At 59.3% G+C, this 22,556-nt stretch carries 25 protein-coding genes; 11 read left to right on the top strand and 14 right to left on the bottom strand.

The window, feature by feature from the left end:
• Positions 1–72: 72 nt before the first annotated feature.
• The 7 genes from cyoE to hmpA all read right to left on the bottom strand — a co-directional run bounded on the left by cyoE (position 73) and on the right by hmpA (position 7,602).
• On the bottom strand, positions 73–960 hold the full coding sequence (cyoE, locus tag QMK52_RS12230; RefSeq protein WP_005791249.1) for a heme o synthase: 888 nt from the start codon (positions 958–960) through the stop codon (positions 73–75).
• Between the two features lie 11 nt (positions 961–971).
• Complete coding sequence (gene cyoD / locus QMK52_RS12225) at positions 972–1,307, bottom strand: cytochrome o ubiquinol oxidase subunit IV (protein WP_003194051.1); 336 nt, start codon at positions 1,305–1,307, stop codon at positions 972–974.
• Complete coding sequence (locus QMK52_RS12220) at positions 1,307–1,933, bottom strand: cytochrome o ubiquinol oxidase subunit III (RefSeq protein ID WP_005791252.1); 627 nt, start codon at positions 1,931–1,933, stop codon at positions 1,307–1,309. The genes cyoD and QMK52_RS12220 overlap by 1 nt, the downstream gene beginning before the upstream one ends.
• 3 nt (positions 1,934–1,936) lie before the next feature.
• A complete protein-coding gene (gene cyoB / locus QMK52_RS12215; RefSeq protein ID WP_005791254.1) occupies positions 1,937–3,955 on the bottom strand; it encodes a cytochrome o ubiquinol oxidase subunit I in 2,019 nt (672 codons plus the stop codon).
• Between the two features lie 3 nt (positions 3,956–3,958).
• On the bottom strand, positions 3,959–4,900 hold the full coding sequence (cyoA, locus tag QMK52_RS12210) for a ubiquinol oxidase subunit II (RefSeq protein ID WP_005791256.1): 942 nt from the start codon (positions 4,898–4,900) through the stop codon (positions 3,959–3,961).
• A gap of 792 nt (positions 4,901–5,692) precedes the next feature.
• Complete coding sequence (locus QMK52_RS12205; RefSeq protein WP_005791258.1) at positions 5,693–6,199, bottom strand: disulfide bond formation protein B; 507 nt, start codon at positions 6,197–6,199, stop codon at positions 5,693–5,695.
• Positions 6,200–6,420: 221 nt separating this feature from the next.
• Entirely contained in the window at positions 6,421–7,602 is a 1,182-nt protein-coding gene (hmpA, locus tag QMK52_RS12200; RefSeq protein WP_005791260.1) for an NO-inducible flavohemoprotein, read from the bottom strand.
• Positions 7,603–7,749: 147 nt separating this feature from the next.
• Here hmpA and norR point away from each other — a divergent pair, with 147 nt between their 5' ends.
• The gene (gene norR, locus QMK52_RS12195; protein WP_005791262.1) at positions 7,750–9,294 is read left to right on the top strand and encodes a nitric oxide reductase transcriptional regulator NorR; all 1,545 of its coding nucleotides are present in this window, start codon (positions 7,750–7,752) and stop codon (positions 9,292–9,294) included.
• A gap of 14 nt (positions 9,295–9,308) precedes the next feature.
• Here norR and QMK52_RS12190 read toward each other — a convergent pair whose 3' ends face one another.
• On the bottom strand, positions 9,309–10,211 hold the full coding sequence (locus QMK52_RS12190; RefSeq protein ID WP_005791264.1) for a DMT family transporter: 903 nt from the start codon (positions 10,209–10,211) through the stop codon (positions 9,309–9,311).
• 136 nt (positions 10,212–10,347) lie between these two features.
• Between QMK52_RS12190 and QMK52_RS12185 the strand changes: the two genes are divergently transcribed.
• Complete coding sequence (locus QMK52_RS12185) at positions 10,348–11,223, top strand: helix-turn-helix domain-containing protein (RefSeq protein WP_005791265.1); 876 nt, start codon at positions 10,348–10,350, stop codon at positions 11,221–11,223.
• A 403-nt stretch (positions 11,224–11,626) separates the two neighbouring features.
• On the opposite strand, the gene QMK52_RS12180 is transcribed toward QMK52_RS12185, so the two are convergent.
• The 4 genes from QMK52_RS12180 to QMK52_RS12165 form a co-directional block, all read right to left on the bottom strand.
• Positions 11,627–12,538, bottom strand: coding sequence for an SDR family oxidoreductase (locus QMK52_RS12180; RefSeq protein ID WP_005791267.1), 912 nt, complete (start codon positions 12,536–12,538; stop codon positions 11,627–11,629).
• 130 nt (positions 12,539–12,668) lie between these two features.
• Positions 12,669–13,571 carry an alpha/beta fold hydrolase gene (locus QMK52_RS12175; protein ID WP_005791269.1) on the bottom strand — a complete coding sequence of 301 codons (903 nt, stop codon included), beginning with the start codon at positions 13,569–13,571 and terminating at the stop codon, positions 12,669–12,671.
• Complete coding sequence (locus QMK52_RS12170) at positions 13,571–14,353, bottom strand: class II aldolase/adducin family protein (RefSeq protein WP_005791271.1); 783 nt, start codon at positions 14,351–14,353, stop codon at positions 13,571–13,573. The genes QMK52_RS12175 and QMK52_RS12170 overlap by 1 nt, the downstream gene beginning before the upstream one ends.
• 145 nt (positions 14,354–14,498) lie before the next feature.
• Positions 14,499–14,954 carry a flavodoxin gene (locus QMK52_RS12165; protein ID WP_005791273.1) on the bottom strand — a complete coding sequence of 152 codons (456 nt, stop codon included), beginning with the start codon at positions 14,952–14,954 and terminating at the stop codon, positions 14,499–14,501.
• 129 nt (positions 14,955–15,083) lie between these two features.
• Between QMK52_RS12165 and QMK52_RS12160 the strand changes: the two genes are divergently transcribed.
• Together QMK52_RS12160 and QMK52_RS12155 are read left to right on the top strand one after the other, a co-directional pair.
• Positions 15,084–15,551: a PAS domain-containing protein gene (locus QMK52_RS12160; RefSeq protein WP_005791275.1), complete on the top strand. Its 468-nt coding sequence runs from the start codon at positions 15,084–15,086 to the stop codon at positions 15,549–15,551.
• Positions 15,552–15,609: 58 nt separating this feature from the next.
• Entirely contained in the window at positions 15,610–16,215 is a 606-nt protein-coding gene (locus tag QMK52_RS12155) for a hypothetical protein (RefSeq protein ID WP_194439166.1), read from the top strand.
• A 2-nt stretch (positions 16,216–16,217) separates the two neighbouring features.
• Here the strand turns inward: QMK52_RS12155 and QMK52_RS12150 are convergent, their stop codons facing one another.
• Complete coding sequence (locus tag QMK52_RS12150) at positions 16,218–17,174, bottom strand: MerR family transcriptional regulator (RefSeq protein ID WP_078822275.1); 957 nt, start codon at positions 17,172–17,174, stop codon at positions 16,218–16,220.
• A 212-nt stretch (positions 17,175–17,386) separates the two neighbouring features.
• Between QMK52_RS12150 and QMK52_RS12145 the strand changes: the two genes are divergently transcribed.
• The 6 genes from QMK52_RS12145 to QMK52_RS12120 are packed head-to-tail and all read left to right on the top strand — an operon-like array spanning position 17,387 to position 20,319.
• A complete protein-coding gene (locus QMK52_RS12145) occupies positions 17,387–17,944 on the top strand; it encodes an antibiotic biosynthesis monooxygenase (protein WP_320404137.1) in 558 nt (185 codons plus the stop codon).
• A gap of 55 nt (positions 17,945–17,999) precedes the next feature.
• Entirely contained in the window at positions 18,000–18,710 is a 711-nt protein-coding gene (folM, locus tag QMK52_RS12140; protein WP_413817838.1) for a dihydromonapterin reductase, read from the top strand.
• A gap of 20 nt (positions 18,711–18,730) precedes the next feature.
• Positions 18,731–19,291 (top strand): GTP cyclohydrolase I FolE, encoded by a 561-nt coding sequence (folE, locus tag QMK52_RS12135; protein WP_005791285.1) that lies wholly within the window; start codon positions 18,731–18,733, stop codon positions 19,289–19,291.
• A 2-nt stretch (positions 19,292–19,293) separates the two neighbouring features.
• The gene (gene folX, locus QMK52_RS12130; RefSeq protein WP_122732594.1) at positions 19,294–19,665 is read left to right on the top strand and encodes a dihydroneopterin triphosphate 2'-epimerase; all 372 of its coding nucleotides are present in this window, start codon (positions 19,294–19,296) and stop codon (positions 19,663–19,665) included.
• Between the two features lie 23 nt (positions 19,666–19,688).
• Positions 19,689–19,985, top strand: coding sequence for a DUF1244 domain-containing protein (locus QMK52_RS12125; protein ID WP_032879544.1), 297 nt, complete (start codon positions 19,689–19,691; stop codon positions 19,983–19,985).
• The gene (locus QMK52_RS12120; RefSeq protein ID WP_320404136.1) at positions 19,978–20,319 is read left to right on the top strand and encodes a HopJ type III effector protein; all 342 of its coding nucleotides are present in this window, start codon (positions 19,978–19,980) and stop codon (positions 20,317–20,319) included. Before QMK52_RS12125 ends, QMK52_RS12120 begins: the two co-directional genes overlap by 8 nt.
• Positions 20,320–20,494: 175 nt before the next feature.
• Here the strand turns inward: QMK52_RS12120 and trxB are convergent, their stop codons facing one another.
• Positions 20,495–21,457 (bottom strand): thioredoxin-disulfide reductase, encoded by a 963-nt coding sequence (gene trxB / locus QMK52_RS12115; protein WP_194439172.1) that lies wholly within the window; start codon positions 21,455–21,457, stop codon positions 20,495–20,497.
• A gap of 293 nt (positions 21,458–21,750) precedes the next feature.
• Here trxB and cysZ point away from each other — a divergent pair, with 293 nt between their 5' ends.
• Complete coding sequence (cysZ, locus tag QMK52_RS12110; RefSeq protein ID WP_122732597.1) at positions 21,751–22,515, top strand: sulfate transporter CysZ; 765 nt, start codon at positions 21,751–21,753, stop codon at positions 22,513–22,515.
• The last annotated feature ends 41 nt before the right edge of the window (positions 22,516–22,556 follow it).

Here is a 22,556-nt window from a genome sequence, read left to right as displayed (position 1 = left end):
CGGTTTAGCGCAGCGCTCAATAAAAAACCCCGCGCGTCTTTCGAAGGCGGGGCTTTTTTACTGCAAGACCACTCAGTGCGCGTAGGTCAGCAACAGCTCTTTGGGTACCTGGAAATCCAGGGACATCATCACGCTGAGCGCGGTGATGGTGAAGATCGAGAACACGAAGAGCTTGCGCGCCCAGACGGTGTCGTCCACCGCCTTGTAACCGGTCCAGGCCATGTACAACCAGTACATGCCCATGGCGGCGGCTACGGCGAGGTAGCTCATGCCGGCGTAGCCACTGAAGGTCAACATCAAGGTCGCCACGAGGAAGGCCAGGATGTAGAGCAGGATGTGTTTCTTGGCCACCTGGATGCCACGCTTGACCGGCAATACCGGAATCGACGCAGCCAGGTAGTCATTGAAGCGGAAAATCGCGATGGCGTAGGAATGCGGCATCTGCCACAGGCTGAACATCACCAGCAGCACCAGCGCGGCCATGTCGAAGCTATTGGTTACAGCCACATAACCAATCACCGGCGGCATCGCCCCCGACAGGCTGCCCACCAGCGTGCCGTGAACCGACTTGCGCTTGAGGTACAGGCTGTAGAGGCCGACATAGATGACAAAACCGATCACGGCAAACAGCGCCGCCAACGGGTTGGCCACCTTGTACAACAACACTACACCCGCAACACCCAGGATGGTCGCGAAGATCAGCGCCAGCTTCAGGGAAATAAGCCCCTGGACCAGCACTCGATTCTTGGTGCGCTCCATCTTGATGTCGATGTCACGGTCGATGCAGTTGTTGAACACGCATCCGGAAGCAACCACCAGGGACGTACCGATCATCGCCGCCAGGAAGATGGCCAGATCGACATGTCCCTTGGAGGCCAGGAAGAAACCGCCCGCCACAGAAAGCACGTTACCGAAAATGATCCCCGGTTTGGTGATTTGGATAAAGTGCTTAAGCGACATCGGGTCTTACCTCACTTCGCCATCATGTAGGTGTGGATGCTGAACATGATCCACAGCGACAGACCAACCAGCAGAACGATCACCAGGCCTGCGAACACAAACGCGATCACGTTCTCGCGCTGCTCTTTGGAGCGATCCAGGTGCAGGAAGTACACCAGATGCACCAGGACCTGAATCACCGCGAACGCCAGGACGATCATCAAGGTGATCGACTTCGGCAAGGTTGGGTACATCACCAGGCCGAACGGGATCAGGGTCAGGATGACCGACAGGATGAAGCCGATGGCGTAAGACTTTACGCTGCCGTGGCTCGAATCGTGGCTGTCATGGGAGTGTGCATTAGCCATTACAGAGTCCCCATCAAGTAAACGACGGTGAATACGCAGATCCAGACCACGTCCAGGAAGTGCCAGAACAGGCTCAGGCAGCTCAGGCGGGTCTTGTTGGTGTTGGTCAGGCCGTGCTTGTTGACCTGATAGATCATCACCGCCATCCACAGCAAACCTGCGGTTACGTGCAGACCGTGGGTGCCGACCAGCGTAAAGAACGCCGACAGGAAACCGGAACGGCTAGGACCGTAGCCTTCGGAGATCAGCAGGTGGAACTCGTTGATCTCCATGCCGATAAAGCCCAGGCCGAACAGGAAGGTCAGGCCCAGCCAGGTCAGCACGCCCTTCTTGTTGCCTTTGTAGAAGGCCAACATGGCGAAGCCGTAGGTGATCGAACTGAACAACAGCAAGGCGGTTTCGCCGAGCACGTAAGGCAGTTCGAAGATGTCGTGGCCCGATGGGCCACCCGCTACGTTGTTTACCAGTACCGCGTACACCGCGAAGATCGACGCAAACAAGATGCAGTCGGTCATCAGGTAGAGCCAGAAACCGTAGACGGTTATTGGCCCCGAGTCGTGGTGATGGTCATCGTGCCCATGGTCATCGACATGGGCGTGTCCAGCATTGGTCACTAAGTTCGACATGGTTTAAGCCTGTTCCAACGAGGTTTCTACACGGTTGGCCGGAATCTTCTTCTCGGCTACCAGGCGAGCGTGCTGCTCGGCTTCGATGCGTTCGATCGTTTCGACCGGCACCATGTAGCCTTGATCATCACGGGCAGCGTGAATGATGAAGTAACCGATAGTGCCCACCAGGCTCGCGATTGCCAGCCACCAGATGTGCCAGATCATCGCGAAACCGAACACGGTCAACAGCGCACCCATCACCACGCCAGTGGCGGTGTTGTTTGGCATGTGGATCGGCTCGTAGTGCTTGGGCTTCTGGTACGCAGTACCGTCTTCCTTGGCTTCGGTGAACGCATCAATGGTGTTCGCAGTCGGGATCACAGCGAAGTTGTAGAACGGTGGTGGCGACGAGGTCGACCATTCCAGGGTGTGGCCGTTCCATGGATCGCCGGACTCGCACATGTTCTTCTTGCGATCACGCACACTGACGTACAGCTGGATCAGCTGGCAGGCGATGCCCACAGCGATCATCACCGCACCGAACATGGCAACGTACAGGTACGGTACCCACTCAGGGTTGGTGGTGGCGTTCAGACGACGGGTCATGCCCATGAAGCCCAGTGCATAGAGCGGCATGAACGCGACGAAGAAGCCCGAGATCCAGAACCAGAATGCAGCCTTGCCCCAGCCTTCGTGCAGCTTGAAGCCGAACGCTTTCGGGAAGTAGAAGCTGAAACCAGCGATGTAGCCGAATACCGCACCACCGATGATCACGTTGTGGAAGTGCGCGATCACGAACAGGCTGTTGTGCAGTACGAAGTCAGCACCCGGGATGGCCAGCAGTACGCCGGTCATGCCGCCAATGGCGAAGGTCACCATGAAGCCCAGGGTCCACAGGACCTGGCTGGTCATGCGCAGACGCCCGTGGTAGATGGTGAACAGCCAGTTGAATAGCTTCACCCCCGTCGGGATGGAAATCAGCATCGTCGCCAGGCCGAAGAAGGCGTTGACGCTGGCCCCCGAGCCCATGGTGAAGAAGTGGTGCAGCCACACCATGAAGCCCAGTACGGAGATCGCGCCCGATGCGTAGACCATCGAGTGGTGACCGAACAGGCGCTTGCCGGTAAAGGTCGAGATCACTTCGGAGAAGATACCGAACGCTGGCAGGATCAGGATGTACACCTCAGGGTGACCCCATGCCCAGAACAGGTTCACGTACATCATTGGATTGCCACCAAGTTCATTGGTGAAAATGTGGAAATCCAGGTAACGGTCAAGCGACAGCAGCGCCATGGTAGCGGCCAGGATCGGGAACGAAGCCACGATCAGCACGTTTGCCCAGGTGCAGGTCCAGGTGAAGATCGGCATGTCCATCAGTTTCATGCCAGGGGCGCGCATTTTCAGGACGGTGGCCAGGAAGTTGACCCCCGTCAATGTCGTCCCGAGTCCTGATAACTGTAGGGCCCAGATGTAGTAGTCCACACCCACGCCCGGACTGTATTGCAAGCCCGACAATGGCGGATACGCAACCCAACCGGTCTTGGCGAATTCGCCGACGCCCAGGGAAACGTTGATCAGCACCACGCCGGAAACCAGCAGCCAGAAGCTCAGGGAGTTCAGGAACGGGTAGGCAACGTCACGCGCACCAATCTGCAGCGGCAAGGCAAGGTTCATCAAGCCGGTGAAGAATGGCATCGCCATGAAGATGATCATGATCACACCGTGGGCGGTGAAGATCTGGTCATAGTGTTCAGGTGGCAGGTAGCCAGGCGAACCCTCGGTGGCCATGGCCAACTGGGTACGCATCATGATGGCGTCGGCAAAACCACGCAGCAGCATGACCATGGCAACGATGACGTACATGACGCCGATTTTCTTGTGGTCGACCGAGGTCAGCCACTCGGTCCACAGGTAGGACCACTTCTTGAAGTACGTAATACCCGCAACCAGTGCCAGACCACCCAGCGCGATCATGGCGATGGTCACCATCACGATCGGCTCGTGGAATGGGACCGCGTCCCAACTTAATTTACCAAACATCGTTTACTCCTCTGCCCCAGCAGTTGAATGCGCGCCTGTATCAGAACCTTCAACCGCGGCCACTTCTTTCTTCTCGTGCTTGACCGGCTTGCCTGGCTTCATACCTTCGTACTTGTCGACGATTTTCTGAAACAGGTCCGGCTCATACGCGGAGTACAAGGCGACAGGGTTGTTCTGGCTTGGTTTGGTCAGGGCGTCGTATTCAGCTTGATCAAGCTGTTTAGGTGCGGCCTTGACTGCAGCTACCCAGGCGTCGAAATCTTCCTGGCTTGTCGAGATCGCTTTGAATTTCATGCCGGTGAAACCAGCGCCGCTGTAGTTGGCGGAGATGCCTTCCATTTCGGCTTTCTGGTTGGCGATCAGGTGCAGGCGGGTCTGCATGCCTGCCATCGCGTAGATCTGGCCACCCAGTGCAGGGATGAAGAACGAGTTCATCACGGCGTCGGAGGTGATCCGGAAGTTAAGCGGGGTGTGCTCCGGGAAGCGGATCTCGTTGACGGTGGCGATACCCAGGTCCGGGTAGATGAACAGCCACTTCCAATCCAGCGCGACCACTTGGATGTTCACAGGCTTCACGTCGGATTCCAGCGGACGGTACGGGTCCAGAGCGTGGGTCGACTTATAGGTGATGTAACCCAGGGCGATAATGATGAGGATCGGGACCAGCCACACCGCGATTTCGATCTTGGTGGAGTGCGACCACTTCGGCGCGTAGGTGGCGCTGGTGTTGGACGCGCGGTATTTCCAGGCGAAGGCGAAGGTCATCACGATCACAGGCACCACAACCAGCAGCATCAGCAGGGTAGCGGTGATGATCAGGTTTCGTTCATCCAGACCGACCTGTCCTTTTGGGTCGAGCAAGGTCCACTTGCAGCCTCCCAGCATTAAAAACATGCCAAGCAGCGGCAAAAAGCCTAGTAATCGGGGGTACCTGTTTTTACTCATCTCACGACCTCTAAAGCAGCTTGCGCAATGCAGTTGGGTTTTGATCGCCAACACTTCACCCTGCCAAGGGTTGGCATTTCTCTTCGATTGAATAAGAGCCTGCCCGACACGTCATAACTGTACGTTTCACGGACCTGCAGTGAGTTCTTATTCGATTTCGTGGCTAAAGGCCTTGTTACAGACCAATTCCATTTGGTGCGGATAGTTGAAAGGCTGCCGGAACCTGGGGTCGCACAGAGCCTTCCATCTGCTCCTCGACCGCTCCAATGCTCAAATATTGAACAGCACCGGACATTCAGTGCGGGCGATTGTAGTTAGCTAGCGATGTATAAACCATGTCTTATAAAGAAATAATTTTTATCGATTCCAGCAACAATCCTTCACCAAAGTTGCAAAGATTCGCGATCTTATCGCGTTCGATTCTCAACAAAAACCACAAAAATTGCCGTGTTATTGGGCAGACTGCCACTTCCCTTACAGGCTGTAAGGGCATGACCAATGGATGCAAGTGCCCATAAACCAAGGGATTCGCAGATCCATCAAGCCTTCCGGCCTCGCGCCCGTCACGGCACGGCCAGGCCCACGAACTGACAGCACAATTTGTGCGCAGGGTGCAAATTTAAGGGTCGATTCGGCGGGTCAGAAACGTCCTGCGACAGCGTCCGTGTGACAACATGTCGCACGTTGCGCGCACCTTAAGTTGCCCCTCGTCACAGCGCTTTCACAAATCCCTACAAACAAAAACGCTCCGGCCTTCACAGGAAGGGCGGAGCGTCTTGTTGGAGCAAGGGCTCAGGCTTTGGGATGACGGTTGCGGTAGATGCACAGTGGCACCAGGATCGCCGTCAGCACGAACGCCACCAGCGCCCATTGGGCCAGGGACAGGCCGAGGATCGGCGGGTAAGGGGTGCTGCAGAAACCATCGACCTGGAACCCCAGGGGAAACACTTTGGCCAGGGGCAGATCGTCGACGATCGGTTGCAACACATCGATGCCGCAGCTGACCTGTGGAAAGAACTGGGTGTACACATGGTGGCCGGCGGCGGCCACGCCACCCAAGGCGCTGAGCACCACCAACCCTTCGAAGAAGGTCACCGCGCCTTTGGTGCGCATGGCGGCACCGATAAACGCGAAGACCGCAATCAGCAGCAAGGCATAGCGTTGCAGGATACACAGCGGGCACGGCGCTTCGCCCAGCACCACTTGCATGTACAGCGCGCCGCCAATCAGCGCCAGGCAGATAATGCCCAGCAACACCAGAAAGCGCCGCTCCCTGCCCAAACGCATGTCGTCAATCATCCCCGTCTTTCCCTTTCTCTGATTATGGTTGTGCCTGATGGCAACAAGTTTACACACAGGCAGTGGTTAAAACAGAGAGGGGTTAACAGCGGATTAATCGTGGTAAACGTAGTGATTATGCGGACGCCACCGCGGGCAAGCCCGACTCCCACAGAGAACGCATTCCAATGTGGGAGCCGGGCTTGCCCGCGATGATGCCGATACGGTCAATGGGCTAAAATCTATTCAAGCGCCGCCGCCGGGCCGAAGAACTCATAGCGCGCCTGCTTATCCGGCACACCCAGGGCATTGAGATGACGCTTGATCGCCGCCATGAAGCCCTTGGGCCCCAGGAAGTACGCATCGATATCACGGTCCTCGGGCAACCAGGCCGCCAGTTGCTCCTGATTGAGCATCCCGACCTTGTCCGCCGCCGGGCTGATACCGTCATCCTCGGCGTAGCAGTAGAAGCGCTTGAGCTGCGGGTGCTTGGCCGCCAGGGTATCCACCCAGTCACGGAACGCATGCACCCCGCCATTACGCGCACAGTGAATAAAGTGCACCGGCCGTTCGCTCGCCAGGGCTGCTTCGAGCATCGGCAGGGTTGGCGTAATGCCCACCCCGCCGCTGATCAGCACCAGCGGCTTATCGCTGGCAGCCAGGGTGAACTCGCCCGACGGTGGAAACAGGTCAACCGTTGCGCCAACGTGCATCTGGTCATGCAGGTAGTTGGACACTCGCCCGCCGGCTTCGCGCTTGACGCTGATGCGGTACATGCCGGTATCGGTGAGAGCCGACAGGGAATAGTTGCGACGCACCTCTTCTCCATCGAGGACCAACTTCAGGCCGATGTACTGGCCGGGCGCGGCAGCCAGGATCGGGCCGTTATCCACCGGGGCGAAATAGAAGGAGATGATCTCGTCACTCTCCTCCACACGCTTGACCAACAGGAATGGCCGCGCCCCCCGCCAGCCGCCGGGCGCCTGGGCTTTTTCGTCGTAGATGGCCGCTTCGGCACCGATCAGAATGTCCGCCAACTGGCCGTAGGCCGCGCCCCAGGCACTCATCACCTCAGGGGTGGCAATCTCGCTGCCCAGCACTTCGGAAATAGCCCGCAGCAAGCAGGCACCCACAATCGGGTAATGCTCCGGCAGGATCTGCAAGGCCACGTGCTTGTTGATGATCTTGGCCACCAGGTCGCCCAGTTGGTCCAACTGGTCGATATGCCGCGCATACATCAGCACGCCATTGGCCAGGGCCCGGGGCTGGTCGCCGCTGGCCTGGTGGGCCTGGTTGAACAGCGGGCGGACTTCGGGATACTCGGAGAGCATCATGCGATAGAAATGGGTGATCAACGCTTCGCCGCCGCTTTCCAGCAGGGGCACAGTGGATTTGACGATGGCACGGTCTTGGGCACTCAGCATGGCAGACTCCTGGGTCTTTTTACTCATTACCTTCAGGTAGTCAGTATTCGTGCCAATTAATAAATCGTTATTTTTCAATGGTTTAAATATTTTGTAGTCAATATGACTTCTTACACTTTATAGTCATAACGACTACAAGGAGTCATTATGACTGCAAAATCGCTGCTCACCGCCCTGCTGCCGCTGGTCGCCGACCTGTCCCGCGAATTGCCCGAAGGCGAGCGCTACCGCCGCCTGCTGCAAGCCATGCGCGCCCTGCTGCCGTGTGATGCCGCCGCGCTGCTGCGCCTGGATGGCGAATGGCTGGTGCCGCTGGCGGTGGATGGTTTGAGCGCCGATACCCTGGGCCGCCGTTTCAAGATCAGCGAACACCCGCGCTTTGAAATATTGCTCAGCAGCCCCGGCCCTACCCGCTTCGACAGCGACAGCCAATTGCCCGACCCCTATGACGGCTTGGTCGCCGGTTTGCACGGCCACCTTGAAGTCCACGACTGCATGGGCTGCCCGCTGTTTATCGACGACCAGCCCTGGGGCCTGCTGACCCTTGACGCCCTCGACAACGAACGCTTTGAACGGGTCGAACTGGACGCGCTGCAAGCCTTCGCCAGCCTGGCCGCGGCCACGGTCAATGTGGCTGAACGCATTGAGCGCCTGGCGCTACGGGCCGAAGACGAGCACCAGCGCGCCGAAATCTATCGCCAGGCCAGCGGCCAGCAGCACAAGGAAATGATCGGCCAGAGCAAAGCGCACAAACGGCTGGTCGAGGAAATCAAGCTGGTGGGCGGCAGCGACCTGACCGTGCTGATCACCGGCGAAACCGGGGTCGGCAAGGAACTGGTGGCCCAGGCGATCCATGCCGCGTCATCGCGTGCCGACAAGCCGATGATCAGCCTCAATTGCGCCGCGCTACCGGAAACCCTGGTAGAGAGCGAGCTGTTCGGCCATGTGCGCGGTGCTTTCACCGGCGCGTTGAATGAGCGACGGGGCAAATTCGAACTGGCCAACGGCGGCACGTTGTTCCTGGACGAAGTGGGTGAACTGTCATTGAGCGTGCAGGCCAAGCTGCTGCGCGTACTGCAAAGCGGCCAGTTGCAGCGCCTGGGCTCGGACAAGGAACACCAGGTGGACGTGCGCCTGATTGCCGCCACCAACCGCGACCTTGCCGAAGAGGTGCGCAATGGCCGCTACCGCGCCGATTTCTACCATCGCCTGAGCGTGTACCCGCTGCAAGTGCCGGCGCTGCGTGAGCGCGGACGGGATGTGCTGCTATTGGCAGGCTTTTTCCTCGAACAGAACCGGTCGCGCATGGGCCTGGGCAGCTTGCGCCTGACCAGTGACGCCCAGGCGGCGCTGCTGGCCTACAACTGGCCGGGCAATGTGCGCGAACTGGAACACCTGATCGGACGTAGCGCGCTCAAAGCCTTGGGCAACTGTCGCGAACGTCCGAAGATTCTCAGCCTGAGCGCCCAGGACCTGGACTTGCCTGACATCAGTGCAGCGGTGATTGAAGTACCAGTGCAAGCCGCGCCCATCGCCACTGGCGACCTGCGCCAGGCCACCGAGCACTATCAGCGCCAGATCATCAGCGCCTGTCTGGAACGTCATCAGCACAACTGGGCCGGCGCCGCCCGCGAACTGGGCCTGGACCGCGCCAACCTTGGGCGCATGGCCAAGCGCCTGGGCCTGAAATAGACCAGGCAACTCGGTTAAATGTGTTTCGCTTGGAAAACCGGGGTTACCGGCTTGGGTTTACGAAACACCAATACATTCCCCAACATCACCAGCACCAGCCCCGCCAACGCCGGCGCCGTCCACTGGTAGCCCTCGGCGAATGCGGACACATTCAACGCCACCACCGGAAACAGCACGGTGCAATATGCCGCTTTTTCCGGCCCCATGCGGCCGACCAGGGTGAGGTAGGCGGTAAACCCAATCACCGAGCCCGGGATCACCAGGTACCACAGCGCACCGATATACCGCGCGCTCCAGTCCATCTCGAAGGGAATGCCACGCACTGCGCAATAGGTCGCCAACATGGCTGCCCCATAGGCCATGCCCCAGGCATTGGTGGTCAACGGCTTGAGCCCGGCCTTCTGTTGCAGGCTCGACAGCATATTGCCCGCCGAAAAACACAGCGTTCCCAGCAGCGCCAGGCCCAGCCCGAGCAAGGTCTGCGGGCTGGCGGTATGCCCGGCCAGTTCCGGCCAGAACAGAAAGCCCAGGCCCAGCAGCCCCAGCGCGCCGCCCGTCAATACGTTACGTGCAACCCGCTGGCCGAAAAACACCCGGGCATTCAGGGCATTCCACAAGGTCGCCGTGGAAAACACCACGGCGACCAGGCCACTGGGGATCCACTGGCTGGCGGTGAGAAAGCACATGAAGTTGACGCAGAACAGGCACAGCCCTTGGGCCAGGCAAATCAGGTGCCCGCGGCGGTTCATCACCTGCAATTTGCGGCTGAGCAGCAACAGCGCGAACAGCACCAGCGCCGCCAGGCCGAAGCGATAGACAATCGACACGGGAATCGCCACCACGCCCAGTTGCCATTTGAGCGCGATCCAGGTGGTACCCCAAATCAGGACCGTGAGTAAGTACAAGAAGAGGTTCATAGCAGGCTCCGACGATTGAGCCACAGTGTTGCGGTTAATCGCCCTGAGGTTCTTGCACATTCTTGCGCTTTTGTCGGGTGACGGGCTCACAGCGCTCGCCGCCGGGAGTAGGATGCAAGGCGTCGGAGAACACACCATGCCAGAGCTGGAATCGCTGCACGTCTTTCAATCCCTCAACCGCTCGCCCCACGCACGCCTGGAAGCCTGCGCCGAGCTCGGTGACGGTTTGTCTGCGGCCGTTTGGAGCAACCACCACGATGCCCAGGACTATCAGGCGCCCAGCCATCACACCTTGTCCTGCTATATCGGCGGCGGCACTGGCACCTTTCGTCGCGACCGACCGGGTACCAAGGGCGGCCCCGACAAATTGTGCATTCTGCCGGCCGAGCACCAGTCGGCGTGGGTGATCAACGGCGAGATTCGCCTGGCCCACGTGTATTTCAGCCCGGAGCAATTTGCCCTCGGCTGCGTCACCCTGCTGGACCGCGAGCCGCGGGAATTGCAGTTGCGTGAGACGACCTTCCTTGAAGACGCCCGCCAGGCCCGGCGCTTTCACCAGCTGATTAGCCTCAACTGGCTCGAACCCGCAGAGCGCTTGCTGACCAGCAGCCTGGCCCATGAGTTGCTCAGCCACACTTTGCTCAATCAGGTCGGCGTACGCGAGGGCCTGCGCCTCAAAGGCGGGCTGGCGGCGCACCAACGGCGGCGACTGGTGGAGTACATCGACCACCATGTCGAAGAGCCCATCAGCCTCGGCCAGTTGGCATCGATGTGCGCGCTGTCGGAATACCATTTCGCCCGGATGTTCCGTCAGAGTTTCGGCGTGCCGCCCCATCAATACCTGCTGGCACGCCGTCTGGCGCGGGCGCAGACCCTGCTGCGCAGCAGCACGCTGCCCCTGGGTGAGGTGGCCTTGAGGTGCGGTTTTTCCAGCGCCAGCCATTTCAACCAGCGCTTTCGCCAGGCCTTGGGGGCCACCCCGGGCGAATACCGCCAGGCATTGCGCGCCTAGGCCATCAGGCCCAGCGTCGTCGCCTTGGCCAGCGCCTGTGCCCTGAAGATGGCGCATGAACGGGGTGGGTAGGGGGTTATTGGAAGAGTCGATGAACGCCGCGCAACTGTTGCGTAATTGGTAACAGTCCTTGTCCTGAACTGCTATTACTCATTTTGTTACAAGCGACTATTCTTACCTCGCTTTCAGGGCAAATGGCCCGCTCCCTGCTGGGGGAGAACAGCAGATTTACAACGGATTGATCCCGTATTCAGTCTGTTACCGGTGTTCACTGACGTTGATTTGTCGCTCCTTGATCCAACGTCTTACTTCGGCCGCTGCTTATGCAGCGGCCTTTTTTATGCCTGAAATAAAACGGGGCGTCATCGACGCCCCGCGAGATTCAGTGATGTTCCGGCAATGATCAGAGGCTGAACTTCTGCAAGTTGGCCATCATCTCCTTCAATGCCTCAATGTTGTCCTTGGGATGTGCAGCCCCTTCGAAATCACAGATCTGCTGCCAGTGCGCCGCCACGTCGTCCGGCGAGAAGCCCGCTTCGGGATCAAACCCCACCCCCAGGCTGCGCTCCCAACGGGTCTTGCCGATCCAGCCGCCACCCACTTCGAACAACCCTGAAGTTTCCTGGCAGGCTTCACTGCCCAAATACACCACCAACGGGCTGACCAGTTCCGGCTTGAGCCGCTCGAATACCTGGGGCGGGATCAGCCCTTCGGTCATGCGCGTACCGCCGGTAGGGGCGATGGCGTTGACCAGGATATTGTTCTTGCGCCCTTCCAGCGCCAGGGTGCGGGTCAACCCATACAGGCCCAGCTTGGCCATGCCGTAGTTTGACTGGCCGAAGTTGCCGTAGATGCCTGACGTGGAGGCGGTGAAGATCACCCGACCATAACCTTGCTCGCGCAGATGGGGCCAGGCGGCACGCGTAACCTTGTAGGCGCCTTCGACGTGCACCCGGTAAACCAGGTCCCAGTCGCCGTCGTCCATCTTGTGGAAAGTCTTGTCGCGCAGGATCCCGGCATTGTTAACCACCACGTCGATCCGGCCGAAGACATCCAGAGCGTTCTGTACGATCTTGTCACCGTCGGTGACCGAGTCATGGTTGGCCTCGGCAATGCCGCCTGCCGCGCGAATCTCGGCAACCACCCGATCGGCCGCCGAGGCGTTGGCGCCCTCGCCCTGGGTGGAGCCACCCAAGTCATTGACCAGCACTTTGGCCCCGTGCCTGGCGAACAGCAGCGCATGGGCACGGCCCAGGCCACCGCCGGCACCGGTGACGATCACGACCTTATCCTGGAACTGCACTGATTCACTCATACCGAACTCCGCTGGCGACAATGGGAATAGGCAGAGTGTCACGCACAGGGCCTTTGGTCACAATAAAAACGACCGAGGCTGAATGGTGCTCAATAAGGCATCAGGATGATGCTCGTTATAGAAGCCAGGCTCAGGAATAGACCGCTTGCGGTGACGGCTGGCCGATGCGATCACGAAATGCCTGGTAATGCCTGAGCACCTGCACCGGTGCTTCGATCTGCGGGTAATGGCCGATATCGGCCAGCAACACCGTATCGGCGTGGGGCACCAGTTGCTCAAAGCGCTCGACCATATGGCCGCCGGAAATCGGGTCCACCTCGCCGTCGATCACCCGCATCGGCACGCTGCCGTGCTGCATGGCGGCCACCCAGCGATCACGCAAGCGTCGACGCTGGGGAATGTAGGCGATCAGTTTGTGCAGGATACGCGGCCCGTCATTGCAACTGATCAGACTCCAGAAATCATCCAGAGCGCTTTCACTGGGCCGCGTTCGCGGGCCGAATATCTGGCTGAAACTGCTGGCCAGGGCATTGCGCCCATAAGCCCGGCCGATCATCCAGCCCAATGGGCTGAGCAATAATTTTTGCACCAGGGTGGGACGGTGGGTTTCCGGGAACAGCCCGCCGTTGAGAAATACGCAACTGGCCATCTGGAAGCGGCCTTCATAATGCCGGGCAAGTAACTCCTGGGCGACGCTGTCGCCGTAGTCATGGGCCAATACATGCACCGGCTGCTCCACTCCCAGGTGTTCAAGCAACGCCTGTTGCACGTCGGCTTGCTCCAACAGGCAATAGTCGTGGCTCAGGGGCTTGGCCGAGTCACCAAAACCGAGCATGTCGCAGGCAATCACCAGATTGCGCTGGGCCAGGGGCTGCCACAGGTAATGCCAATCCCAACTGGCGGTGGGAAAACCATGAAGCAGCAGCAGCGGTGTGCCCTGCCCGGCCACCCAATACCGCAGGGTATGACCACGAAAGACGAAGTCCTGGCCGCGTTTGCGCCAGGCTCTGAGCGGTATCTCGGCGAGTGGCATCAGCTTTTATACCCGGGGTTCTGGTGGTCCAATTTGCGCAGCAGCGCCGGCCAGGCCAGCGCACCTCCCATACCTTGGGCGCTTTTTGTGACAGCCGCCACCATCGCCTTGGCGCCAGCCAGGATTTGCGGTTCGATGGCAATCAGCTGCGCTGCGCCGTTTTGCGCCAGCACCTGGATCTCGCAGGCGCGCTGGAAGGTGAACATCATCAGGAAGGTATCGGCGATGGTGCCAGCACAGGTCAACAAGCCGTGGTTATGCAGCATGAGGAAATTGTTTTGCCCCAGGTCCGCCTGCAAACGGGCTTTTTCCTCGTGGTTCAGCGCTACGCCTTCGTAGGCGTGATAGCCGAGGCTGGACAGCACAAACAGCGACTGCTGACTGATGGGCAATACGCCTTGCTTCTGTGCGCAAACCGCCACACCGGCAGCGGTGTGGGTATGCAACACGCAGGTCACGTCATGGCGCACTTCGTGGATGGCGCTGTGGATGGTATAGCCCGCGGGGTTGATCTCGTAGGGGCTGTCCATTTGCTTGTTGCCGGCCTGGTCAACCTTGACCAGGCTTGAGGCCGTGATTTCGTGGAACATCAGCCCATAAGGGTTGATCAGGAAATCTTCCGTGCCCGGCACCTTGGCCGAAATATGCGTGAAGATCAGGTCATCCCAACCATGCATCGCCACCAGGCGATAACAGGCCGCCAGGTCAACGCGGGTTTGCCATTCGGCAGCACTGACCTGGGCTTTGATGTTTTCTGGCGATGATGCAGGGGCTAGGCTCACGGCAACGTCCTCCTTGGCGCACTTGTTATTGTGTCTAAGTGAGAGCCAGTCTAGTCAGACGCCGTGGCACAAGGAGTTGCCTTCGCAGCCAGCTTGATGACTGAGCGAGTCAGCCAAGAGAATAGTACAACCGCGCCCCCTTCGCTCAACCGCGCAGCGCGACGACCAGTTCAGCCAGCCAAGGCTCGGCGTCGGTTTCCGGGGTCACGCTTTCGCTGGCGTCCAGGCGCAGCATCGGCAGCACTTCACGGACGCCCAGCTCGCCGAACAGTTCGCGCATTTGCTCGCCGCCACCGCAGAACGTATCGCCATAGCTGGCGTCCCCCAGGCCGATGACCGCACCCGGCAGCCCGCGCCAGGCAGCGGGGAGCTGGTCGCGAATGCTTGAGTACAGCGGTTGCAGATTGTCGGGCAACTCGCCCATGCCGGTGGTCGAGGTCACCGCGAGGAACGCATCGGGAGCAAACGCCTGCACCTCGCCCAGGCTGGCGCGAGGGTTGTGCCAGGCTTCAAAACCAGCGTCCTTGAGGATTGTTTCCGCGTGGCGAGCGACTTCTTCAGCCGTACCGTAGACCGAGCCGGAAAGGATGGCGACTTTCATCAATCTGATCCTGTAGTTGAGTCAAAGCCTGGGATATTAGCAGTCTGTGCCGATAATTCAGCGCGCAGCGTGCAAGAATCAAGACTTGCCATAAACTTGCACCGTCAAACACAAGCCATGGACCGCTCAATGATTAACGCCAAGCTGCTGCAAATGGTCGTCAATGCCTCCAACGACGGGATCGTCGTTGCCGAGCGTGAGGGCAAGGACAAACCGCTGATCTACGTCAACCCTGCGTTCGAACGCCTGACCGGCTACACCCTGGACGAGATCCTGTATCAGGACTGCCGCTTCCTCCAGTCCGGTGACCGTGACCAGCCGGCACTGATGGCCATTCGTGACGCCCTCGATAACGGCGGCGCATGTCGCGAGATCCTGCGTAACTACCGCAAGGACGGCACGCACTTCTGGAATGAGCTGTCACTTTCGACGGTGTACAACGAGGCGGACAGGCAAACGTATTTCGTCGGTGTGCAAAAAGACGTCACCACTCAAGTCAAGGCGCAGCAGCGCGTCGCCCAGTTGGAAGCGCAGTTGGCCGAGCTTAAAAACGAGCTCGCGGCGCTCAAGGCGACGAGTGGAATTAACAAACTGTAAAAAACGCAGTCTTTAGAGCGATAATGGCTTTTTAATGCCTCAGCCTTGAGCCAGATCAATGCACCGCGACACGCTTTTGACGCAGGACGAACTGGACTTTATCCAGGACATGCAGCACAACCCGCAGCTCAATCTGCGGGATGCGTGGTCGAGCCTGACGGTTAATGGTGGCGCGCAGATTCGTGATTTGCTCACGCGGCTGGCCGCTCACGACCAGGTCACCATCCAGGCGCAGTTCGACAACCAGCAACTTACCTTCCCCCTGCGCCTGGTGGAAGATGAGTTTCATGCGGTGCATCTGCGCCTGGGCGTGCCGAGCATTTTCGAAGACGGGCCGATGATCCGCCCGTGGCGCCTGGCCCTTGAAGCGCCCGTGACGCTGGAAAACGTCAAGGGCTCCCCCAGTGCATTGTGGGTGCACGAAGTATCATTCAAAGGTGTACTGGTAGAAGTGCGCGGCCGGGCCAAACCGCCCAAAACCTTTTCCCTGTGGTTCAGCCCTTCCGGCTACGAGCGTATCGCGCTTCGCGGCACACTGGAGCGGGAAACCGCCCGAGGCCTGTTCGCTTACCGCCTGAACCAGAGTGATGCAGATGAGATCGAGCGCCTGCGCCAGTTCATTCTGCACCAGCACCGCCTGGTTCATCCCCACGTGCACGCCTGAGTTCAGGTATCCAGGCGACCGCTGAGAAACTGCTGCAAGCGGCGCTGCATCAAACGTCCGTCATTGCCCAGGCAACCTATCGATGAACCTGCCAGGCTGTGCTCGGCGAGGTCCGAGGCATCGCCAGCCAACAGCAACGGGCAATTGAGCGTCAATGCCAGGCGACTGAGCCGCGAAGGCAGTTCTGCACCGGGAGAATGGTTGGAAAACAGCACCAGGGCTTGTGGCCGAGTTCTCTCGCAGACCAGCGTCAACTCATCGAGCGGTTGGCCAACACCCAGAACTTTTACCGCGAGCTTGTCGCTGGATATCAATAAACCCGCGACCAACAGTTCCAGCTCACGGCACTCCCCGGCAATGGCGGCCAGCAACACCCTCGGCGCCGGTGAAGCACAGGCCAATTGCAGCCGTTGGGCGGTGCGCGAACGCAGGAAGTTGTCGAAAAACAGCCATTCGCTGGCTTGGCCAAAACGCCCCTGGTGACGCAGCAATTGCTGCCAGAGGGGCATCAGGATGTCCTGAAATACCACCGTGGTTGAATAAGCGCTGAAGATCTGGCCGTACAACTGCCCCAGTTCACGATCGTCAAAAGCGCTGATGGCCACCCGCAGTTGCGCCTGCCACTGCTGCCATTCCAGTTCGGTATCGCTGCGCGACGCCGTGGCCAGCTCGCCGGGCCGTTGATCGCGCGCCAGGATCTTGCCCACTTTGCTCACCGCCACGCCGCGTTCGATCCAGTCAAGAATGCGATGAACCGTGTCGATATCGGTGCTTGAGTACAGCCGATGCCCACTTTCGGTGCGAACGGGCTGAATCAAGCCATAGCGACGCTCCCAGGCACGTAATGTCACCGGGTTAACACCTGTAAGTCTTGCCACTTCACGAATTGGAAACAGCACCTCGGCGTCAGCCTGACTATCGGGTGCTGCTTCAAGAGACGGAGCTATGATTTGGGACATCAGCTGTCAGCAATATCCATATGGATTTGGATCCTATTTAACGCCCATTGAAGCCCATGATTCAAGATCTACGGCGATCCATCCGAAGTTTCTGGCGTATTTCGGCAAAACAGGAATAATCCTTGCCTGTTTTTTACGTCGCTGCAGCACCCCGCAGCCTCGTTCGTGCGCCGCTTACCCGGCCCAGCGCACTCGATACCTGGAGATACATCATGTCTACCTCCCCCGTCACCTTGATGGTTGCGCGCCGCGTCGCCAAAGGTCGCTACGAAGAATTGATGGCTTGGCTGCGCGAAGGCGAGCAATTGGCCACTGACTTCCCGGGTTACCTGGGTTCCGGCGTACTCGCCCCGCCACCCCATGATGATGAGTTCCAGATCATCTTCCGCTTCGCCGATGAGAAAACCCTGCACGCCTGGGAATTTTCCGCCTCGCGAAACGCCTGGCTAAGTCGCGGCAGCGAGCTGTTTGCCAACCCTTGCGAGCATCGTGTCAGCGGTATCGATGGCTGGTTTGGTGCCGTAGGGGCACGCCCGCCGCGCTGGAAACAGGCGGTCGCGATTTGGCTGGCGTTCTTCCCGGTGTCATTGTTGTTCAACTTCGGTCTCGGCCCGCTGCTTGGCGAGTTGGACCTGTTCAGCCGTGTACTGGTCAGCACCGCCGCCCTGACACCGCTGATGGTTTACCTCTTTATTCCGCTCTCGACGCATCTGCTGGCGAACTGGCTGCACCCCTCGCCACCGCGCAAAGTCACCGAAGCCGCCGCATGAGCACAGGGGCCGGGTCGCTGGTATAGTTTGCGTCTGCCAGCGACTTGAGCCTCCCATGATTGCAACCCACGCACCGATCCTGATCACCGGTGCCGGCCAGCGCGTCGGCCTGCATTGTGCTGAGCGCCTGTTGGATGATGGCTACTCGGTGATTTTCAGTTACCGCAGCGAACGCCCAGGTGTGCAGGCGCTACGTAAACGAGGGGCCATCGGCGTATTTGCCGACTTTTCCAGCGAAGCCGGGATTCTTGCCTTCATCGCGCAGTTGCAAACCCATACCCAAAGCCTGCGTGCGATCATCCACAATGCTTCGGCCTGGGTCGCAGAAACACCGGGCGACGAAAGCCGCGCGTTTATCGATATGTTCAGCGTACACATGCTTGCGCCGTACCTGATCAACCTGCATTGTTCACCCTTGCTGCAACGCTCGACACCTGCCGATATCGTGCACATCAGCGATGACGTGGTGCGCAAGGGCAGCCGTCAGCACATCGCCTATTGCGCCACCAAGGCCGGCCTCGACAGCCTCACGCTATCGTTTGCCGCGCAGTTCGCGCCGCTGATCAAGGTCAACGGTATCGCGCCGGCCATGGTGATGTTCAACGAAGGCGACGACGCGGCCTATCGCGCCAAGGTCCTGGCCAAGTCGGCCCTGGGCATCGAGCCCGGGCCTGAGGTGATCTACCAGAGCGTGCGTTACCTGCTGGACAACCCCTATGTCACCGGTACCACCCTGACCGTCAACGGCGGGCGGCATATCAAGTAAGCCGTTTGCGAGGATGTTGTATGACCCTTTCCCTGCCCCACCACTACCGCGAAATCCTCAAGGGCCTGGGCGAAGACCCAGAGCGCGAGGGTCTGCTCGACACGCCCAAGCGCGCCGCCAAGGCCATGCAGTACCTGTGTCATGGCTACGCGCAGAACCTGGAAGAAATCGTCAACGGCGCGCTGTTCGCCTCCGACAATGACGAGATGGTGATCCTCAAGGACATCGAGTTGTACTCGTTGTGCGAGCATCACCTGCTGCCCTTTATCGGCAAGGCGCATGTGGCCTATATTCCGACCGGCAAAGTGCTGGGCCTGTCTAAACTGGCGCGCATCGTCGACATGTTTGCCCGGCGCCTGCAGATCCAGGAAAACCTTACGCGGCAAATCGCCGACGCCATCCAGGACGTGACCCAGGCCGCCGGCGTGGCGGTGGTGATCGAAGCCAAGCACATGTGCATGATGATGCGCGGCGTGGAGAAACAGAACTCAACCATGAACACCTCAGTGATGCTCGGTGCCTTCCGCGAATCGAACACCACGCGCATGGAGTTCCTGCAATTGATTGGACGGAGCAAGTAGCAATGCCACAACTTCAACCAGGCATGGCGCGCATCCGGGTCAAAGACCTGCGCCTGCGCACTTTTATCGGCATCAATGAGGACGAAATCCTCAACAAGCAGGATGTGCTGATCAACCTGACCATCCTGTATGCCGCCCAGGAAGCCGTGCGCGACAACGATATCGACCACGCCTTGAACTACCGCACCATCACCAAGGCGATCATCGCCCATGTGGAAGGCAACCGCTTCGCCTTGCTGGAGCGCCTGACCCAGGAATTGCTGGACCTGGTGATGAACAACGAATCGGTGTTGTACGCCGAGGTGGAAGTCGACAAGCCCCACGCGCTGCGCTTTGCCGAGTCGGTTTCGATCACTCTGGCCGCCAGCCGCTAACCTTCTCAATTGCAGTGAGCCTTATGAACGACCAACAACGCCTCGAACTTGAAGCTGCCGCCTTCCGCCGGTTGGTGGCGCATCTGGACAGCCGCAAGGATGTGCAGAATATCGACCTGATGAACCTCGCCGGCTTCTGCCGCAACTGCCTGTCCAAGTGGTACAAGGCCGAGGCCGACGAACGCCAGATCGAGGTCAGCCTCGATGACGCCCGTGAAGTGGTGTACGGCATGCCCTATGCCGAGTGGAAAGCCCAATACCAGCAAGAAGCCAACGCAGACCAACAGGCCGCGTTCGCCAAAGGAAAGCCCCATGACTGATCTGAACACCCTGCGCGCCAGCCTCAACAGTGGCGAACACGTCTTTGCCGATACCCTGGCGTTTGTCGCGGCTGGTTACGACTACCAGCCACAAGCATTCACCAATGGCGATGTGGAAAACGCAGCCGGGCAAAACGAAGGTTCGTGCAAGACCCTGGGCCTGGCCTTGCTGGAAGGCTTGAGCGATCAGGAAGCGTTGCTGGCGTTTGGCGAGCATTACCGGTCGGTGGTCGCGACGCCTGAGGGCAGTGACCATGGCAATATTCGGGCGTTGATCAAACAGGGCTTGGGCGGCGTGACGTTCACAACGCTGCCACTGACTCGAAAATCCTGAGTCAAACAACCTGTGGGAGGGGGCTTGCCCCCGATGGCGGTGTGTCAGCTACAGATAGGCTGACCGACACTCTGCTATCGGGAGCAAGCCCCCTCCCACATTTGTTTTGCGGTGTTGGCTAGATCGCGCACATAAAAAAACCGGCCTCGCAGCCGGTTTTTTCAGTTCAATGGGTTCAGAACGAAGCGTCCTTCAAACCATCGAGGTAGCGCTCGGCATCCAGGGCCGCCATGCAACCGGCGCCAGCCGAGGTAATGGCCTGGCGGTAGACGTGGTCAGCCACATCACCGGCAGCGAAGATACCTTCGATGTTGGTCGCAGTCGCATTGCCTTCACGGCCGCCCTGCACCACCAGGTAACCGTCTTTGGCTTCCAGCACGCCCTCGAACAACGAAGTGTTCGGAGTGTGGCCGATGGCAATGAACACGCCATCGACTTTCAGTTCGTCGAAGCTGCCGTCGTTGTTTTTCAGGCGAGCACCGGTCACGCCCATGTTGTCGCCCAGGACTTCATCCAGGGTGGCATTGAGCTTGAGGATAATCTTGCCTTCGGCAACACGTGCATGCAGCTTGTCGATCAGGATTTTCTCGGCGCGGAAAGTCTCACGGCGATGAACCAGGGTCACGGTGCTGGCGATGTTGGCCAGGTACAGCGCCTCTTCGACAGCTGTGTTGCCACCGCCCACAACGGCAACCGGCTTGTTGCGATAGAAGAAACCGTCGCAGGTGGCGCAGGCGGAAACGCCCTTGCCCATGAACGCTTCTTCGGACGGCAGGCCCAGGTAACGTGCGCTGGCGCCAGTGGCGATGATCAGCGCGTCGCAGGTGTACACGCCGCTGTCACCGGTCAGGCTGTAAGGCTTTTTCGAGAAGTCGACCTGGTTGATATGGTCGAAGACGATCTCTGTTTCGAAGCGCTCGGCGTGCTCTTTCATACGCTCCATCAGCACCGGGCCGGTCAGGCCGTGGACATCGCCCGGCCAGTTGTCGACCTCAGTGGTGGTGGTCAACTGGCCGCCCGCCTGCATGCCAGTGATCAGCAGCGGCTTGAGATTGGCCCGGGCAGCGTAGACGGCAGCGCTGTAACCGGCAGGGCCGGAACCGAGAATAATCACTCGGGAATGACGGGTATCAGTCATGACTCACTCCTATCGACCGCCCGGACCACAGAGCGGCTGGAATAAAAAAGGACGGCGAAGCACTTGGGGAAGGCTTTAACTCGCCAGGTCCTGAAAATAATGGGTGCAGCGTATCGAGGGGGGCAAGATTAAGGAAATACGCATTAACAATCCAGCTCATAGCTACTCTCTATGCGCCTGGTCAGGTTAATCGATGCCTTTGTAACCCCGGATGTCGCCTGCCGGCCCATGCTTTCACATCGCGTGCAAAGCCGGTAAGGTCGGCGCGTTCGTCACCTTGCTCGGAGTTCTCCATGCCTGCCCCTGCTCTTTCCGGCCCGCAATATCTGCGTGAAGGTCTCAAACTGGTGTTGAGCCCCGGCCTGCGCCTGTTTGTACTGCTGCCGCTGGCGATCAACCTGGCGCTGTTCGTCGGACTGATCTATTTCGCCGGCCATCAGTTCAGCCTGTGGGTCGATAGCCTGATACCAACCCTGCCCAGCTGGCTAGGCTTTTTGAATTACTTGTTGTGGCCGCTGTTTGTCGTGCTGGTGGTGCTGATGGTGTTTTTCACCTTCACCATGCTCGCCAACATTATCGCCGCGCCGTTCAATGGGTTTCTCGCGGAGAAAGTCGAGGTGGTGGTACGTGGCACCGATGACTTTCCGCCGTTCAGTTGGAGTGAGCTGATCGCCATGGTGCCCCGCACTCTGGCCCGGGAGATGCGCAAGCTGGGCTACTTCCTGCCGCGGGCCATCGGCCTGTTTATCCTGTCGTTCATTCCCGTGGTCAACCTGATCGCGGCGCCGCTGTGGTTGCTGTTTGGGGTGTGGATGATGGCAATCCAGTACATCGACTACCCGGCCGACAACCACAAACTGGGCTGGAACGAGATGCTCGCCTGGCTGCGCCAGAAGCGCTGGCAGAGCATGAGCTTCGGCGGCATTGTCTATCTGGTGCTGCTGGTGCCGGTTGTCAACCTGCTGATGATGCCGGCGGCAGTCGCCGGGGCGACGTTGTTCTGGGTGCGTGAGCAAGGTGCCGAGGCGATGGCGCAGCAAGCCGTGACCCCGTCATAAATTCATCATCACACAGACACAATGGCGACATGGCCCACGGT

The organism is Pseudomonas sp. P9_2 (assembly GCF_034008255.1).
GTDB lineage: Bacteria > Pseudomonadota > Gammaproteobacteria > Pseudomonadales > Pseudomonadaceae > Aquipseudomonas > Aquipseudomonas synxantha_A.
The sequence above is the reverse complement of the archived record's forward strand: the minus strand, read 5'-3'. Positions and strand labels throughout refer to the sequence as shown.

Coding starts and splice junctions, on each gene's coding strand:
- folE (WP_005791285.1), top strand. CDS start 18,731: ATGACCCTTTCCCTGCCCCACCACTACCGCGAAATCCTCAAGGGCCTG.
- cyoD (WP_003194051.1), bottom strand. CDS start 1,307: ATGGCTAATGCACACTCCCATGACAGCCACGATTCGAGCCACGGCAGC.
- cysZ (WP_122732597.1), top strand. CDS start 21,751: ATGCCTGCCCCTGCTCTTTCCGGCCCGCAATATCTGCGTGAAGGTCTC.
- QMK52_RS12220 (WP_005791252.1), bottom strand. CDS start 1,933: ATGTCGAACTTAGTGACCAATGCTGGACACGCCCATGTCGATGACCAT.
- folX (WP_122732594.1), top strand. CDS start 19,294: ATGCCACAACTTCAACCAGGCATGGCGCGCATCCGGGTCAAAGACCTG.
- QMK52_RS12185 (WP_005791265.1), top strand. CDS start 10,348: ATGCCAGAGCTGGAATCGCTGCACGTCTTTCAATCCCTCAACCGCTCG.
- norR (WP_005791262.1), top strand. CDS start 7,750: ATGACTGCAAAATCGCTGCTCACCGCCCTGCTGCCGCTGGTCGCCGAC.
- QMK52_RS12160 (WP_005791275.1), top strand. CDS start 15,084: ATGATTAACGCCAAGCTGCTGCAAATGGTCGTCAATGCCTCCAACGAC.
- hmpA (WP_005791260.1), bottom strand. CDS start 7,602: ATGCTGAGTGCCCAAGACCGTGCCATCGTCAAATCCACTGTGCCCCTG.
- QMK52_RS12175 (WP_005791269.1), bottom strand. CDS start 13,571: ATGCCACTCGCCGAGATACCGCTCAGAGCCTGGCGCAAACGCGGCCAG.
- cyoB (WP_005791254.1), bottom strand. CDS start 3,955: ATGTTTGGTAAATTAAGTTGGGACGCGGTCCCATTCCACGAGCCGATC.
- QMK52_RS12155 (WP_194439166.1), top strand. CDS start 15,610: ATGCACCGCGACACGCTTTTGACGCAGGACGAACTGGACTTTATCCAG.
- QMK52_RS12165 (WP_005791273.1), bottom strand. CDS start 14,954: ATGAAAGTCGCCATCCTTTCCGGCTCGGTCTACGGTACGGCTGAAGAA.
- cyoA (WP_005791256.1), bottom strand. CDS start 4,900: ATGAGTAAAAACAGGTACCCCCGATTACTAGGCTTTTTGCCGCTGCTT.
- QMK52_RS12190 (WP_005791264.1), bottom strand. CDS start 10,211: ATGAACCTCTTCTTGTACTTACTCACGGTCCTGATTTGGGGTACCACC.
- QMK52_RS12180 (WP_005791267.1), bottom strand. CDS start 12,538: ATGAGTGAATCAGTGCAGTTCCAGGATAAGGTCGTGATCGTCACCGGT.
- cyoE (WP_005791249.1), bottom strand. CDS start 960: ATGTCGCTTAAGCACTTTATCCAAATCACCAAACCGGGGATCATTTTC.
- trxB (WP_194439172.1), bottom strand. CDS start 21,457: ATGACTGATACCCGTCATTCCCGAGTGATTATTCTCGGTTCCGGCCCT.
- QMK52_RS12125 (WP_032879544.1), top strand. CDS start 19,689: ATGAACGACCAACAACGCCTCGAACTTGAAGCTGCCGCCTTCCGCCGG.
- folM (WP_413817838.1), top strand. CDS start 18,000: ATGATTGCAACCCACGCACCGATCCTGATCACCGGTGCCGGCCAGCGC.
- QMK52_RS12150 (WP_078822275.1), bottom strand. CDS start 17,174: ATGTCCCAAATCATAGCTCCGTCTCTTGAAGCAGCACCCGATAGTCAG.
- QMK52_RS12145 (WP_320404137.1), top strand. CDS start 17,387: ATGTCTACCTCCCCCGTCACCTTGATGGTTGCGCGCCGCGTCGCCAAA.
- QMK52_RS12120 (WP_320404136.1), top strand. CDS start 19,978: ATGACTGATCTGAACACCCTGCGCGCCAGCCTCAACAGTGGCGAACAC.
- QMK52_RS12205 (WP_005791258.1), bottom strand. CDS start 6,199: ATGATTGACGACATGCGTTTGGGCAGGGAGCGGCGCTTTCTGGTGTTG.